Annotated in this window: 13 protein-coding genes; 4 read left to right on the forward strand and 9 right to left on the reverse strand. The window is 58.5% G+C overall.

Annotated elements, in window-relative coordinates; all coding sequences use genetic code 11:
- Positions 1-22: 22 nt before the first annotated feature.
- A complete protein-coding gene (locus tag MUN80_RS05960; RefSeq protein ID WP_244720914.1) occupies positions 23-1,069 on the reverse strand; it encodes a hypothetical protein in 1,047 nt (348 codons plus the stop codon).
- A gap of 117 nt (positions 1,070-1,186) precedes the next feature.
- On the reverse strand, positions 1,187-1,672 hold the full coding sequence (locus MUN80_RS05965) for a hypothetical protein (RefSeq protein ID WP_244720917.1): 486 nt from the start codon (positions 1,670-1,672) through the stop codon (positions 1,187-1,189).
- A gap of 284 nt (positions 1,673-1,956) precedes the next feature.
- Between MUN80_RS05965 and uvrA the strand changes: the two genes are divergently transcribed.
- Positions 1,957-4,881: an excinuclease ABC subunit UvrA gene (uvrA, locus tag MUN80_RS05970; protein WP_244720919.1), complete on the forward strand. Its 2,925-nt coding sequence runs from the start codon at positions 1,957-1,959 to the stop codon at positions 4,879-4,881.
- A 72-nt stretch (positions 4,882-4,953) separates the two neighbouring features.
- On the opposite strand, the gene MUN80_RS05975 is transcribed toward uvrA, so the two are convergent.
- From MUN80_RS05975 to MUN80_RS05990, 4 genes are all read right to left on the reverse strand, one after another.
- On the reverse strand, positions 4,954-5,634 hold the full coding sequence (locus tag MUN80_RS05975; RefSeq protein ID WP_244720921.1) for a TMEM175 family protein: 681 nt from the start codon (positions 5,632-5,634) through the stop codon (positions 4,954-4,956).
- A 148-nt stretch (positions 5,635-5,782) separates the two neighbouring features.
- Positions 5,783-6,487 (reverse strand): DUF4142 domain-containing protein, encoded by a 705-nt coding sequence (locus MUN80_RS05980; protein ID WP_244720923.1) that lies wholly within the window; start codon positions 6,485-6,487, stop codon positions 5,783-5,785.
- Between the two features lie 72 nt (positions 6,488-6,559).
- Positions 6,560-6,793 carry a hypothetical protein gene (locus tag MUN80_RS05985; RefSeq protein WP_244720926.1) on the reverse strand — a complete coding sequence of 78 codons (234 nt, stop codon included), beginning with the start codon at positions 6,791-6,793 and terminating at the stop codon, positions 6,560-6,562.
- A 44-nt stretch (positions 6,794-6,837) separates the two neighbouring features.
- Positions 6,838-7,401: a DUF4142 domain-containing protein gene (locus tag MUN80_RS05990; protein WP_244720929.1), complete on the reverse strand. Its 564-nt coding sequence runs from the start codon at positions 7,399-7,401 to the stop codon at positions 6,838-6,840.
- Positions 7,402-7,612: 211 nt separating this feature from the next.
- On the opposite strand from MUN80_RS05990, the gene MUN80_RS05995 reads away from it, so the two are divergent.
- Positions 7,613-8,470, forward strand: a complete 858-nt coding sequence (locus MUN80_RS05995) for a hypothetical protein (RefSeq protein ID WP_244720931.1) — start codon at positions 7,613-7,615, stop codon at positions 8,468-8,470.
- A gap of 133 nt (positions 8,471-8,603) precedes the next feature.
- Here the strand turns inward: MUN80_RS05995 and MUN80_RS06000 are convergent, their stop codons facing one another.
- From MUN80_RS06000 to queA, 3 genes are all read right to left on the reverse strand, one after another.
- Positions 8,604-9,383 (reverse strand): enoyl-CoA hydratase-related protein, encoded by a 780-nt coding sequence (locus MUN80_RS06000; RefSeq protein WP_244720933.1) that lies wholly within the window; start codon positions 9,381-9,383, stop codon positions 8,604-8,606.
- 73 nt (positions 9,384-9,456) lie between these two features.
- A complete protein-coding gene (locus MUN80_RS06005; RefSeq protein WP_311136276.1) occupies positions 9,457-10,050 on the reverse strand; it encodes an IspD/TarI family cytidylyltransferase in 594 nt (197 codons plus the stop codon).
- Between the two features lie 248 nt (positions 10,051-10,298).
- Positions 10,299-11,348 carry a tRNA preQ1(34) S-adenosylmethionine ribosyltransferase-isomerase QueA gene (queA, locus tag MUN80_RS06010; protein WP_244720945.1) on the reverse strand — a complete coding sequence of 350 codons (1,050 nt, stop codon included), beginning with the start codon at positions 11,346-11,348 and terminating at the stop codon, positions 10,299-10,301.
- Positions 11,349-11,549: 201 nt separating this feature from the next.
- Between queA and MUN80_RS06015 the strand changes: the two genes are divergently transcribed.
- Complete coding sequence (locus tag MUN80_RS06015) at positions 11,550-12,809, forward strand: ABC transporter permease (protein ID WP_244720947.1); 1,260 nt, start codon at positions 11,550-11,552, stop codon at positions 12,807-12,809.
- A gap of 357 nt (positions 12,810-13,166) precedes the next feature.
- Positions 13,167-13,880 (forward strand): LOG family protein, encoded by a 714-nt coding sequence (locus tag MUN80_RS06020; protein WP_244720949.1) that lies wholly within the window; start codon positions 13,167-13,169, stop codon positions 13,878-13,880.
- The last annotated feature ends 94 nt before the right edge of the window (positions 13,881-13,974 follow it).

Consider the following 13,974-nt stretch of genomic DNA (forward strand, 5'->3'; position numbering starts at 1 on the left):
ACGGATTTCAACCCGCACCAGACTATTCTGTTTCAGGTTTTGCAGCCGAACTCACTGACTGGCGCAGCGGCCCGAACAGCGGGTGCCGGTCCAGAACAAGGGCTACGGCCACCACAACGGCCGGGCCAGCCAACACTAGTCGGTTTGTTTCGCCCGAAAGGAGCAGCAGAGCCAGCACGGCCAAGAGCAGCAGCAAGGTAGGGCCGGGCCGCAGCGGCCGCAGCCACTGCCCGATGCTGGCCGTGCCACCCCAAAAGCCGGTCAGCAGAATCAGGTTGAATAAACCGTACACTCCGGCCCAGGCCCCCAGCCCGCGGAGCAAGAGCCGCCAGTTCAAGTTGCTGACGAGGCTACGGCTATAATCCAGGGTCGGGCTGATAGAGTTGCCCAATGTGGTTGGGGCCTCATTCGCCTCCACGGCCCAGTGTACAGCTACGAGGAGTAGCAGCCCGCCGGCCAGGGCCAGCAGTCGGGGCCGCCACCGCACAAAGCCGCCGTAGAGTACTGCCAAGGGCAGAAAGAGCAGGAAGAATTCATCGAGCACCGGGCCCAGCACCAGGACCGTAAGCAAGGCCGGTGCCGAGCGGGCGTGAATGGCATAATACAGGAGTGCTACCGCCAGCACCACCGCACTGTCTGCCAGTAGCAGGCCCGTCACGGAGGTGGCGGCTCCGCAGGTAAGCAAAGCCGCCATGCCCAGCAGGGCCGGACCAGCAGCGGCCCCGGCGGCGCGGGCAGTCCGGAAAGCTACTAGCCCGGCTCCGGCCAGCAGCAGCGTGTTGACCAGAAAAAAGCTGAAGCCGAACGGGGGCTTGTCGGCCGGCGAAATAAGATTGGCCACGCCCCGAGCCCCGTGGGCCAGGCCACCAGCCAGCAACGGCACCACGACTCGGTAGCGGTGGGGCACAGGCACCTTGAAGTCGCCTTGGGCCATGCGCTGGTAGTGTTGCTCATCAACGGTATAGGCCGCCGGATGATTGACCAGCAGAAAATACGCATTGCCCCACAGCAAAGCCAGCGCCAGCAAATACACAAGCAGAAGCGACTGACGGGAAAGTGCGCGGGGCATAGGGTGAGGTGAGAAGCAGAGAAGGGCCGGCCGGCAATGTTACGGGACTCCGGGCAGATTCATCGAAAAAGGCTCTTCCTTGGGGGAAGAGCCTTCTTTGATGATGAGTATGTAAGCTTAGTGCTTGCCTTTGCCGTGGCCGTTACCATTCCCTTTTCCGTTGCCATTACCATTACCACGGCCATTACCATTCCCATTGCCCTGATAGCCGCCCCCGTTGACAATAACGGTCTGGTTGCCGCGCAATTTCTTGGCTTGGCCGGGGGGCATGCCGTGCGGGTGGCCTTTGTACTTGGTGCGGTATTCCTCAATGCGCACCCAGGGCTGGGCACCTACATAGTCGACTACCACGGGGTGAAACGTGCGCGGGTCGTAGCCGGCATTGGTGACCCGGCTCCACCGGCCCTGGCGCTGCACTACGTACTGCCGGTCGCGCACATCGTAGTAGCCATCAACCTCGGGAATGTAGTAATACTGGGTATTGGGCCCCACAGCCGGGCCCCAGGATGGTGGCGTAATGTTGATATTGACCTGAGCTTGGGCCGAAGTAGTGTGCAGAGCAAGGGCAAACAGGCCCGCGGCGGCGATTTTGAGCAGTTTCATGGGTCGGTGGGTTGAGATGAATGGAATGCAAAGCGGAACCCTGGCAAATACGACGCCAACCCGCTACAGTTCTGCTTCCGGCCTCAGGGCTCCAGACAAGACGATTAATTTATTTCCGGTGGGACAATCCGGGGTGCTGCGCTGTTGTAACTCCTCTGCTCGGTGCCTCTGCACTGGTGGCTCCCCGCAGTGCTAGGCGCTAAAACCACTGGCAAATAAGCTATTCGGGGTAGCCAAAGGGCCGCGTTTTGCGTACCTTTGCGGACTTATTCGACTCGCTTTGCATGGCTAAGAAAACGACTGCCTCCCGTACTACTGCTAAATCACCTGCTCCCGTAGTAGCGCCGCCGGCTCCCCAGCCCCAGCGCGCCGCCGACGTGGAAGCACCCTTCATTGAGGTGTACGGTGCCCGGGAGCACAACCTGAAAAACGTGTCGGTCCAGATTCCTCGGGGCCAGCTGGTGGTATTCACCGGCATTTCGGGCTCGGGCAAGTCCAGCTTGGCCTTCGACACGATTTACGCCGAAGGCCAGCGCCGCTACATGGAGACGTTTTCGGCCTACGCCCGCTCTTTTATGGGCGGCTTGGAGCGTCCCGACGTCGACAAGATCGAAGGCTTGTCGCCGGTTATCAGCATCGAGCAGAAGACGACCTCGCGCAACCCCCGCTCCACGGTGGGCACCATCACCGAGATTTACGATTTTCTGCGCCTACTCTACGCCCGCACGGCCGAGGCCTTCAGCTACGCCACGGGCCAGAAGATGATCCGGCAGAGCGACGAGCAGATCATCAACTACATCCTCAAGCACTTTGCCGACAAAAAGCTGGTGGTGCTGGCTCCCGTAGTGAAAGGTCGTAAAGGCCACTACCGGGAGCTGTTCCAGCAGATTGCCAAGCTGGGCTTCACCAAAGTGCGCGTCGATGGCGAACTGCTCGACATCACGCCCAAAATGCAGGTGGACCGCTACAAGATCCACGACATCGAAATCGTCATCGACCGGCTCAAGGCCACCAAGGAAGACCGGTTCCGCCTCTCGGGCTCGGTGCAGAACTCGTTGACCCACGGCAAGGGCACGATGCTGGTGCTGGATTCGGACTCGGGCAAGACGCAGTTTTTCTCGCGCTTCCTGATGGACCCCACCACCGGCATTGCCTACGACGACCCGGCCCCCAACACCTTCTCGTTCAACTCGCCCTATGGTGCCTGCCCTACCTGCAACGGCCTGGGCGAGGTGCAGGAGATTACCGAGGACAGCGTGATGCCCGATAAGAAGCTGAGCATCAGCCGCGGTGGCATTGCGCCCCTGGGGGAGTACCGCGACATCTGGATTTTCCAGCAGCTCAGCACTATTCTCAAGCGCCACAAGGCCAGTCTCTCCACCGCCCTCGACAAGCTGCCCGCCGACCTGCTCGACAAGCTGCTCTACGGTGTGGAGGAAGAGGAGGGAAGTGACCCCAAAAAGGCCGGTTACGTGGAGCCCTTCGAAGGCATCATTCCCTTCCTGCGCCGCCAGATGGATTCCGACTCGGAGAACATCCGGACCTGGATTCAGGAATATACCCAGGCCAAAGAGTGCCCTGAGTGCCGCGGCTACCGCCTCAAGAAAGAGTCGTTGCACTTCAAGATTGCCGACAAGAACATCGGGGAGCTCTCGGTGATGGACATTGCCCAGCTGGCCCAGTGGTTTGAGGGTCTGGAAGACCGGATTTCTGACCGCCAGAACCTGATTGCCCGCGAATTGCTCAAGGAAATCCGTAAGCGGATCGGCTTCTTACTGGAAGTGGGTCTGGAGTACCTGAACCTGCACCGCTCGGTCCGGACCTTGTCGGGTGGGGAGTCGCAGCGGATTCGCCTGGCTACCCAGATTGGTACCCAGCTCGTGGGTGTGCTCTACATCATGGACGAGCCCAGCATTGGCCTGCACCAGCGTGACAACGAGCGCCTCATCAAGGCTCTGCAGCACCTGCGCGACATCGGCAACTCGGTCATTGTGGTGGAGCACGACAAGGACATGATTATGAATGCCGACTACGTGCTCGATATTGGCCCCGGGGCCGGTATTCACGGTGGCAGCATCGTGGCCCACGGCTCCCCAACAGAGATTTTCCAGTCGGGCAGCCTGACCTCGCAGTATTTGAGCGGGCAAAAGCACATCGAGCTCCGCCGCCAGAAGCGCAAGGGCGACGGAGGCCAGCTGGTGCTGAAAGGCGCCACCGGCCACAACCTGAAAAACGTGACGGCCAAGTTCCCGCTGGGCAAGCTGGTCGCTGTAACGGGCGTGTCGGGCTCGGGCAAGTCGTCGTTGATTCACGACACGCTCTACCCAATTCTCAACCAGCACTTCTTCAACGCCAAGCGCGACCCGCTGCCTTACCAGAGCATCGAAGGGCTGGAGCTGATTGACAAGGTAATCGAAGTCGACCAGTCGCCGATTGGGCGCACCCCGCGCTCTAACCCGGCTACCTATACCGGCGTGTTCACCGAAATCCGCAGCCTGTTTGCGTCGTTGCCGGAAGCTAAAATCCGGGGCTACGGGCCAGGCCGCTTCTCGTTCAACGTGAAAGGTGGGCGCTGCGAAACCTGCGAAGGCGCTGGCATGCGCACCATCGAAATGAACTTCCTGCCCGACGTGCACGTGCCCTGTGAATCCTGCAAAGGCCGGCGCTACAACCGCGAAACGCTGGAAGTGCGCTTCAAGGGCAAGAGCATCACCGATGTGCTCGACATGACGGTGGAAAAAGCTGTGGAGTACTTCGAAAACCAGCCTCGGATACTGCGCAAGATTCAGGTGCTGAACGAAGTAGGTCTGGGTTACTTGACATTGGGCCAGCAGGCCACTACGCTGTCGGGCGGCGAGGCCCAGCGGGTAAAGCTGGCTACCGAGCTCGGCAAAAAGGACACGGGTAAGACCTTCTACATCCTCGATGAGCCGACCACCGGTTTGCACTTCGAAGATATCAACCACCTCTCTGACGTGCTCCAGAAACTGGTCGACAAGGGCAACACGGTGCTCATCATCGAGCACAACCTGGACCTGATTAAGGTGGCCGACCACATCATCGACCTCGGGCCCGAGGGCGGTGGGGGCGGCGGTACCATCGTGGCCCAGGGTACGCCTGAGCAGGTGGCCAAAGTCAAGAAAGGCCACACGGCCCGCTTCCTGGCTGAGGAGCTCAAAGTCAGTAAGTACGCCGAAGAAAAGGCGTAGTAAGCATCTGAGCAGAAAGGAAAGAGGCCGTACCAAATGCTGGTACGGCCTCTTTCCTTTCTGCTCAGGTACCTAAGCCAGCGCCCGGGTGCCGTGCTTCTGCCGATATGTGGCTTCCAGGCGGCGGTAGCGGCGGCGGTTTAGGAAGGCTAGCAGCGGGAAGGCTACGGCAGGTATCATGCGCAGAGCAATCGGCGGCAGCACAAAAGCCAGGGCAATGCTGCTGATAAATACCACCGGCGACATCAGCGGGCGGGCAATATCAAGGTCGGGGTGCTCGTGCTCGGGGGCTGCTACCAGTTCGTGGCGGGCATTGCTCAAGTGGCGTTGCAGGACGATCTGCATGATGCCGGTAAACGCAATATTGATGCTGTACAGAATCCAGGGGGTGCGCAGCAGACTGTATTCACTCTGGTAGGCCGTCGTAAAGGGCATCAGGATAATGCTGAGCAGAAACAGCAAGTTTAGCCATAGCAGCCGGTTGTCGAGACGGCGCACGAAGCGGAAAATCCGGTGGTGGGCCGTCCAATAGATGGCGATGATGAAGAAGCTCAGAAAAAAGCCGACAAACTTCGGAATCAGGTGAGCTAGGATGGACTGCACGCCCTGCTCAGTCGGGTGCTCCAGCTCGGGTACTTTAATCTCGATGACCAGCAGCGTAATGGCAATGGCAAAAACGGCATCGGTGAAGAGAATTACTCGCTCAATTTGGAAAGCGTCGCGGTTGTGCTGGGCTTTTTCGTTGCCATCCATAAGGTGTTGGGCCGGAAATAGTGAGTCGGCTGGTCAAATATAGAGTTTGCTCTATCAGGCACCAACTCAATCAGTTCAGAATCCGGTAGAATGCAAAAGCCGCTGCGGGTGTTTCCGCAGCGGCTTTTTACAGGCAAGCTCAACGCACTTACATTTTCATCGTGCTGTGCTGCTTCGACATATCCAGGTGGCTTTGCACTACTGGCGTCACCTTGCCAATGAAGCCTTGCAGGTCGGCATCCTTGGTCATCTGCTGGTGGGCCTTGAGCGTGTTCAGCGTTTTCTGGTGGTCGATTACCATCTGGTCCATGAACTTGGTTTCGAAGTCCTTGCCCGACAGCTTCTGCATGGTGGCCGCAATAGCCTTGTGCTCGGCATCCATGTCGGTCGGCAGCGTCACCTTTTTCTTGGTGGCAATGGCCTTCAGGTCGGCCGTCGACTTGGTGTGGTCCTTAATCATCATGTTGGCGTGGTCTTTCGCCGCGCCGGTTACACCTTTTTCGAGGGCCAGCTTGCTGAGCTGAATCTCGTTCTGGTCGCTGTGGGCCGCCGACATCATAAACTCAGGGTCGGTGGAGTGGGGCGCCGTGTCGCCGGGGCCAGCGCTACCGTTCATATCAGCCGGAGCCGTACGGTTGGCATCGGCACTACCCGCTTGGGTAGAGTCACCGGGCATGCTGGTCGAGGAGGTGTCGCCATTGGTGGCGGCGTTCATGTAGTTGTCACCGGCGTTACCACCCGCCTCTTCCGAGTTGGTGTTCGTTTCGGTGGTAGTCGTAGCGCTGTCGTTGCTGCTGCAGGCGCCCAGGGTGAGCAAACTTGCACAGAGCAAGCTGAGAGGAATCCGTTTCATAGCGGGTAATTTTGGTTGGTAGGAAAAAGGGGTAAGAGGTATCCAGGGCAGTTTGGGTACAGAGACGGGCCGTTACTCGGCCGGAGGGGTAGCGGCGGCGGCCGAGTCGCCGTCAGCGTTTACCGTAGCGCCGGCGTCGTTGTCGATTACTGTGGCATCAGCTTGCACGCCGCCTTCGTCGGCAGCTTTGTCCATGTCGCTCACGGCTTCGCCGGCCGTACCGTCGGTGCGCTTTTCGGCGTTGTTGCAGCTAGAGAAAGAAAGCACAGCCCCAAGGGCCAGCAAGGAGAAAAAGCGGATTTTCATTGGTGTAGGTTGAAGTGGTTGATAAAAAGGTGCAATAGGGGGTATTAAGGCAATTCTTCTATCTGGTCGTTGAGCTTCTCAGCCATGTCCAGGTGTTCTTTCAGCACGGGCGCATACTTGGCCGCGAAGCCGCGAATGTCGCCGTCGTAGGCATCCTCGCTCATGTCCTCGAACTCGTCTGCGTCGCGCTTGTGGTCCTTGACCATGCTGGCCATGTACTGCTTGTCGAACTCAGTGCCGGTTAGGGCAGCTAGCTTGCTGTAGGTTTCCTGCTGCTCCTGGCCCAGACTGGCGGGCAATACCAGGCTTTTGCGGCCGGCCAGGGCCTTTAGGGCATTATTGGCTTCGCTGTGTTGCTCCACCATGTGCTGGCCAAAGGTCTTGACGGCGGGATTGGTTGCTTTCTGCTGGGCCAGCTTACCTAGCTCCACTTCCAGCATTCCGTCGCTGGCGGCATTTACCACAAATTCGGCGTCACGCTCTTGCTTTTCGGTCACGTTCTCGTCGCCGATGCGCTTCTCGTTCTGAAACTGCGCCTCTGCTACCGGGTCTTTCTTACTCGAATCAGGAGAGCAGGCCGCCAGTAGCACGGGCAGCAGCAGGGGCATAATTCGACGGGAATACGGCATCAGGAACAAAGCTGGATAAGTGAAAGAAACAGCGCGGCTATTCTATACGGCCTACCTGCTGAGTGGTTCAGTTTGAAATAGTTCCGTGTCCTGAAAAAAAAGTTGCCGCCCGGTTAAACTACCCGTACGTTTCGGCTTCTAACGGCTACAAAACCAGTTCTTAACCCTCACTTCTTCAACCCTCCCACTCATGGCTACTGTTCCGCTTCGTTTATTAGGCTTCGCTGTGCTTACCAGCGGCCTGCTTTGCTTCACGGCTTGCAACAAAGACAACGACGCCGCCCCGGAAAACCTGGAGTCGGCGGAAGACAGTGGCAATGCGGAGGACGAAAACGCCGCCATTGGCGACATCATCGAAGTAGGGGGGCCTGATAATGAAAAGCTTTCCAATGGGCCGGTACGGGAGCCGGCCGACGCAGCCCGGGTATGGGGCACCTGTGCCACGCGTACCTATAATGCCGAAACCCGCACCCTGACCATTGACTTTGGCTCCACGAACTGCCTGTGTCCGAACGGCAAAACCCGCCGGGGCAAGATTATCGTCGTATTTGGTGGGCCGTACCGCCTCAATGGAGTGGTGCAGGCCGGGGCGTCGGCCACGGTATCGTTGGTCAATTACTTCGTCAACGACAAGCAGCACACCGGCACCCGCGTGTTTACCAGCCTGGGCAGCGGCTCGTTCACCCTCGACGTGCAGAACGCCAGCATCATTACCCCCGATGGTACCCACAGCTGGACCTCGCAGCGTACCTATACCCGCACGGCCGGCTTCGGCACGACCACCATCCAGGACGATAAGTACCAGGTTAGCGGGCAGGCCAGCGGCACCAACCGGAAAGGCGTGGGCTACACCGCCCAGATTCAGCAGCCACTGGTGAAAAGCTTTGCCCTGGGCTGCGCCCGGCACTTCACGGCGGGCACCGTGAATATCAGCAACTCCAAAGGCAAAAGCCTGGTGCTGAATTACGACCCGACCGGCTCCGAGGCATGCGACAATATTGCCAGCGTGACGGTAAATGGCGTGACGCGCACAATTCGCCTCCGGTAACCAGAGTTATGGTTCAGTCTTACTTGCCGCCATCGGCATGTACCAGCAAAAGCGGCCCGGTATCCGGGCCGCTTTTCTTTTATCGGGTTATGCTTAGGCTGAACCAGCAGCCCGGCTGTAGGGGTTCTACAGTTTATTCGCCCCGGAACGTGGGTTTGCGCTTTTCGGTGAAAGCCGCCACGCCTTCCCGGTAGTCCGCCGATTCGCCGGCTGCTTGTTGGCAATCGGCCTCGTAGTCGAGCATTTCATCCAGCGTAGCGGTGCCAGCCTTGTTGAGCATGAGCTTGATCAGGCCAATGGATTTGGTAGGCGCCGAGGCATAGCGGGCAGCCAGGGTTGCCACCGCGGCATCCAGCTCGGCCGGCGCCACTACCTGGTTTACCAAACCCAGTCGCAGAGCTTCCTCCGCCGTGACCTTCGAGCCCAGGGTGCAGAGCTCAAAGGCCTTGAGCGTGCCTACCAGCCGGGGCAGAAAGTAGGATGAACCCGAATCTGGCACCAGTCCAATGTTGATAAATACCTCAATCAGGGAAGCTTCCGACGACGCCACCAGCACGTCGCAGGCTAGGGCCAACGAGCAGCCAGCTCCGGCCGCTACGCCGTTGAGCCGCCCGATGATGGGCTTGGGCAGGTTGCACATGGCCCGGATAATGGGGTTGTAGCGCTTGTGCAGGGTTTCGGCAAAGGAAAAATTGGCCTCGTCCTGGGTAGCCTTCAGGTCCTGCCCCGAGCAGAACGCCCGGCCGGCCCCGGTCAGCACCACCACCCGCACCGAAGCGTCTTCGGTTACGCGCTGCAAGGCATCCTGTAGCTCATAGCTCTGTGGGTTATTGAAGGCGTTGAACACCTCGGGGCGGTTCAGGGTAATGGTAGCAATGCCGTTCTGGACGTCGTAAAGCAGGCAGGTATACATAGTAAGGAGTTCGGGTGGAAAAGACTGGGAAGCCGAAAAGTACGTCGAAGCCGGCAAATCTGCGGCCATAGAGCTACTGGCTGCTCTGCTCGGCCCGCAACAAGGCCTCGGCCACAATCAAATCTTCGGGCGTCGTGATTTTCAAATTGCGGTAGTCGCCGGGCACTAGGTAGATGGGCTGCAGGTCTTCCACCACGCTGGCGTCGTCGGTAAAGGTCGGTAGCTCGGGCAGCTGGTAGGCCCGGCGCAGCAGGTTCAGCTCGAAGCACTGCGGGGTCTGTACCAGGCGCAGGCGGCTGCGGTCCAGGGCGTAGGAGCCCTGCTGGGCCAGGCCACGCACCGAGTCTTTGGGTGCTACCGCCGCTACGGCCGCGCCGTGCTGAGCCGCCGCCCCAAACGTCTGCTCCAGCACTGCCGCCGATACCAGGGGCCGTACTCCGTCGTGCACCGCTACAATGCCGGCCGGAAACTGCTTGAGCTCGGCCAGCCCGTTGCGCACCGATGCCCAGCGGGTTTCGCCGCCGGCCACCACCCGGTGCGGGATAGTCACCTGATGTTCGGCGCAAAGCTGTTCCCAAGTGGCAAACTGCTCGGCGGGCAGCACCACGATGCACTCGGCAATCTGCACGGCGGGGTCCATGAAGCGGCGCAGGGTGTGTAGCAGCACCGGGGCCCGAGCAGGTTGAGAAACTGCTTGGGCCGGTCGGCACCCATGCGCGAGCCGCTGCCGCCCGCCACCAAAATGGCGTAGCGCGGCACGGCCGCAGAGGAAGAAGAAACGGGAGAAGCGGAAGTCAAGGTCATGAGAGGAAAAAGGCCCAAGCGTGGCCCGAAGGTACTTCTTTGCCCAAAAGAAACGCCGGAGCCATTACGAGAATGACTCCGGCGCAACCGGTTAGTGGCAACCTTTGCCGCCTACAGAATCAGCATGGCATCACCGTAGGTGAAGAACTTGTACTTCTCCTTAATGGCCGTCTGGTACGCCTCGATGAGGAATTCGTGGCCGGCAAAAGCGGAGGCCATCATCATCAGGGTGCTTTCGGGCATGTGGAAGTTGGTCAGCAGCGCGTTGGCAATCTTGAACTCGTGGGGCGGGAAGATGAACTTGTCGGTCCAGCCCTGATTTTCCTTCAGGCGGCTGTGCGCCGATACCGACGACTCCAGGGCGCGCATCGTGGTAGTACCCACGGCGCATACACGCTTCTTGGCGTCCAGGGCGCGGTTTACTACCACCGCCGACTCAGCCGGCACGATGAAGTTTTCCGAGTCCATTTTGTGCTTGGTCAGATCTTCCACGTCCACGGGGCGGAAAGTGCCCAGACCCACGTGCAGGGTTACCGGTACTACATCAACGCCTTTGATTTCCAGGCGCTTCATTACCTCGCGGGTGAAGTGCAGACCAGCCGAAGGAGCGGCTACGGCTCCTTTGTGCTTGGCGTAGATAGTCTGGTAGCGCTCCTTGTCGGCGGGCTCGGCGTCGCGGGTGATTACCTCTCGGGGCAGGGGCGTTTCACCCAGGTCATTCAGGGCCTTGTAAAACTCCTCGTCGGAGCCGTCGAACAGAAACTTAATCGTGCGGCCGCGCGAAGTGGTGTTGTCGATTACCTCGGCCACCATGTCGCTTTCGCCGAAGTAGAGCTTGTTGCCAACCCGAATCTTACGGGCGGGGTCGACGAGCACGTCCCACAGGTGGATTTCCTTATTGAGCTCACGCAGCAGGAACACCTCGATTTTAGCGCCGGTCTTTTCCTTGTTGCCGTAGAGACGCGCCGGAAACACCTGGGTGTCGTTCAGCACGAACACGTCACCATCAGAGAAATACTCAATGATTTCCTTGAACACGCGGTGCTCAATCTTGCCGCTGTCCCGGTGCAGAACCATCAGGCGAGATTCATCACGAGTTTTGGCCGGATGTTGCGCCAACAGGTTTTCAGGCAAGTCAAATTTGAACTCGGACAGTTTCATGGGCTAACAAAGGCAATAGGAGGGGAATCTAACAAAATTTTGGGTTGGCAAAAGTACGTACAATGGCCGGATAAATCGTTACTTTTCGCCCGAAAAGGTGAGAGGGTGAACCAGCCGAGCGTGAAGTGCTTGCTCCCTTCGCTCTAGCTCCGCGCTATCAGAACGCCACACCCGCTATTTTACTATATCCAGATTCCCTTTATGAAAACGCTGCGCCTGACTCTGGAAAGCTTCCGCTTCGCGTGGCAAGCCCTCAAATCCAATCTGCTACGCACGGTTCTGTCCCTGCTCGGCGTTACGGTGGGTATCTTCGCCATTATTGCCGTGTTTGCCGTCGTCGACTCGCTCGAAGCCAACGTGCGCAAAAGCATGAGCTTCGTGGGCGACAAGGTGATTTATGTGGGCAAATGGCCCTGGTCCTTTGGGGGCGAATATCCGTGGTGGAAATACTTCAACCGGCCCGTGCCCACGGTGCGCGAGTTCCGGGAGTTACAGAAGAACCTGGGCCCTAACAACAAAGGCGTCGCTATTTTCGGAGCCGTGGGCGGCAGTGTGCTCAAGTCTGGCAGCAACAGCGTGGCCGACTGCGCCCTGCAGGGTGTCAGCTTCGACTACCGCAAAGTATCCGACGTGCCCATTGCCGAAGGTCGCTACTTCACCTCGCAGGAAGTAGATGCGTCGCGCAACGTGGCCATTATCGGGGCTACCATCGCCGAAAACCTTTTCCCAAACGGGAATGCTCTGGGCCGGGAGTTCAGCGCCAAGGGCCGTAAGTTCGTGGTTATCGGGGTAATGCAGAAGGAAGGTAAGAAGCTGCTCGATACGCCCAGCAACGACACCAACTGCCTGATTCCCTTTGGGATGTTTACCAAAATGTTTGCCCTGAATACCGGCGGCATGACCGGCGTGACGCCCACCATTGCCATCAAGGGCTCCGACGATGACCCCGGCCTGCTCGACCTGGAGTATGAGCTGCAGGGCGTGATGCGCAACATCCGGGGCCTCAAGCCGCGGCAGGAAGACAACTTCGCCCTGAACCGTCCCGAAATGCTGGCCAACGCTATTACTCAGCTCTTTTCCATCATTGGCATTGCCGGTGCCGTCATCGGCTCGTTTGCCATGCTGGTGGGTGGTTTCGGCATCGCCAACATCATGTTCGTGTCGGTGAAGGAGCGCACCAATATTATCGGGATTCAGAAGTCGTTGGGGGCCAAGAACTTCTTTATTCTGTTTCAGTTTCTTTTCGAAGCCGTTTTTCTGTGCTTAATTGGCGGCGCGGCTGGCATCTTTCTGGTATTCCTCATCACGATGATACCGCAGGATTCGCTACCGTTGTTCTTATCGGCGGGCAATATTGCGCTGGGGCTTACGGTGTCGGTGGTAATTGGAATGTTGGCCGGAATTGTGCCGGCCGTAATGGCGTCTAACCTGGACCCCGTGGACGCCATCCGTTCCAAATAAGTCACTAGGCAGGGTATTCTGAAGCAGCGGGTTAGGCTATTGTTAACAAATTGTTAACTTGCACGCCCCAATTTTTAGTCGCCCTGTTTCCGCGGGGCGGCTTTCTTTTGCCCTCCACTCTCTTTAATTTTTTTCACTAGCGGGTCAGCTGTACCGCTACGGGCAACGTCGTTGCCTCCGGCTGACCCTGCAATTCCCATGTGTAGCCATGACGAAACTCAAAAAAACCAGTCGGACCAAAGCTTCCGACGAGGCCCTCAACGCGGGCAGCGGCCAAACCATTGTTCAGCCCAACGTAAACGACAACAAGGTCACTAGCATCAGTGACATCCGGGAGCAGACGCACGGGAGCGCACGGTGCAGCTCGACGACGAGCAGCGCATCCGTAAGGCATTTGTCGACAAGGACTGGAATGAAATCAAGATTGCTGACTCCTGGCAGATCTTTAAGGTGATGGCCGAGTTCGTGGAAGGCTTCGAGAAGATGTCCAAGATTGGTCCCTGCGTTTCGATCTTCGGCTCGGCCCGTACCAAGCCCGACAACCCGTACTACCAGATGGCCGAGGAAATTGCCTCCAAGCTGGTGCGACACGGCTACGGCGTTATCACTGGCGGCGGCCCCGGCATCATGGAAGCCGGTAACAAAGGCGCCCGGGCCGAAGGTGGTAAGTCGGTAGGGTTGAATATTGAGCTGCCCTTCGAGCAGTTCCACAACATCTACATCGACTCGGATAAGATCATCAACTTCGACTACTTCTTCGTGCGCAAGGTGATGTTCGTCAAGTATGCCCAGGGCTTCATCGGCATGCCCGGCGGCTTCGGCACCCTCGACGAGCTCTTCGAAGCTATTACCCTGATTCAGACCAAGAAAATCGGCCGCTTCCCCATCGTGCTGGTGGGTACCAAGTACTGGCAGGGCATGTTCGACTGGATTCGGACAGCTATGCTGGAAGACGAGCACAACATCTCGCCTGAAGATATGGACCTGGTGCAGCTCGTAGACGATGCGGCTTCGGCCGTAAAAATCATCGACGACTTCTACTCCAAGTACCTGTTGTCGCCTAACTTCTAGGCCTGCAATAATACCGCGAAGAAAGCCGGACTCAGGTCCGGCTTTTTTTATGCTTGACTGTTCGGGCTAGCTCCCGTGGTTGCGACCCAGAAAG

The sequence above is a fragment of the Hymenobacter cellulosivorans genome (assembly GCF_022919135.1).
In the GTDB taxonomy this organism is placed as follows: domain Bacteria; phylum Bacteroidota; class Bacteroidia; order Cytophagales; family Hymenobacteraceae; genus Hymenobacter; species Hymenobacter cellulosivorans.

Bases quoted from the DNA above. Each gene is read 5' to 3' on its own strand.
- MUN80_RS05960 (WP_244720914.1), bottom strand. From the start codon at position 1,069: ATGCCCCGCGCACTTTCCCGTCAGTCGCTTCTGCTTGTGTATTTGCTG.
- MUN80_RS05965 (WP_244720917.1), bottom strand. From the start codon at position 1,672: ATGAAACTGCTCAAAATCGCCGCCGCGGGCCTGTTTGCCCTTGCTCTG.
- uvrA (WP_244720919.1), top strand. From the start codon at position 1,957: ATGGCTAAGAAAACGACTGCCTCCCGTACTACTGCTAAATCACCTGCT.
- MUN80_RS05975 (WP_244720921.1), bottom strand. From the start codon at position 5,634: ATGGATGGCAACGAAAAAGCCCAGCACAACCGCGACGCTTTCCAAATT.
- MUN80_RS05980 (WP_244720923.1), bottom strand. From the start codon at position 6,487: ATGAAACGGATTCCTCTCAGCTTGCTCTGTGCAAGTTTGCTCACCCTG.
- MUN80_RS05985 (WP_244720926.1), bottom strand. From the start codon at position 6,793: ATGAAAATCCGCTTTTTCTCCTTGCTGGCCCTTGGGGCTGTGCTTTCT.
- MUN80_RS05990 (WP_244720929.1), bottom strand. From the start codon at position 7,401: ATGCCCCTGCTGCTGCCCGTGCTACTGGCGGCCTGCTCTCCTGATTCG.
- MUN80_RS05995 (WP_244720931.1), top strand. From the start codon at position 7,613: ATGGCTACTGTTCCGCTTCGTTTATTAGGCTTCGCTGTGCTTACCAGC.
- MUN80_RS06000 (WP_244720933.1), bottom strand. From the start codon at position 9,383: ATGTATACCTGCCTGCTTTACGACGTCCAGAACGGCATTGCTACCATT.
- queA (WP_244720945.1), bottom strand. From the start codon at position 11,348: ATGAAACTGTCCGAGTTCAAATTTGACTTGCCTGAAAACCTGTTGGCG.
- MUN80_RS06015 (WP_244720947.1), top strand. From the start codon at position 11,550: ATGAAAACGCTGCGCCTGACTCTGGAAAGCTTCCGCTTCGCGTGGCAA.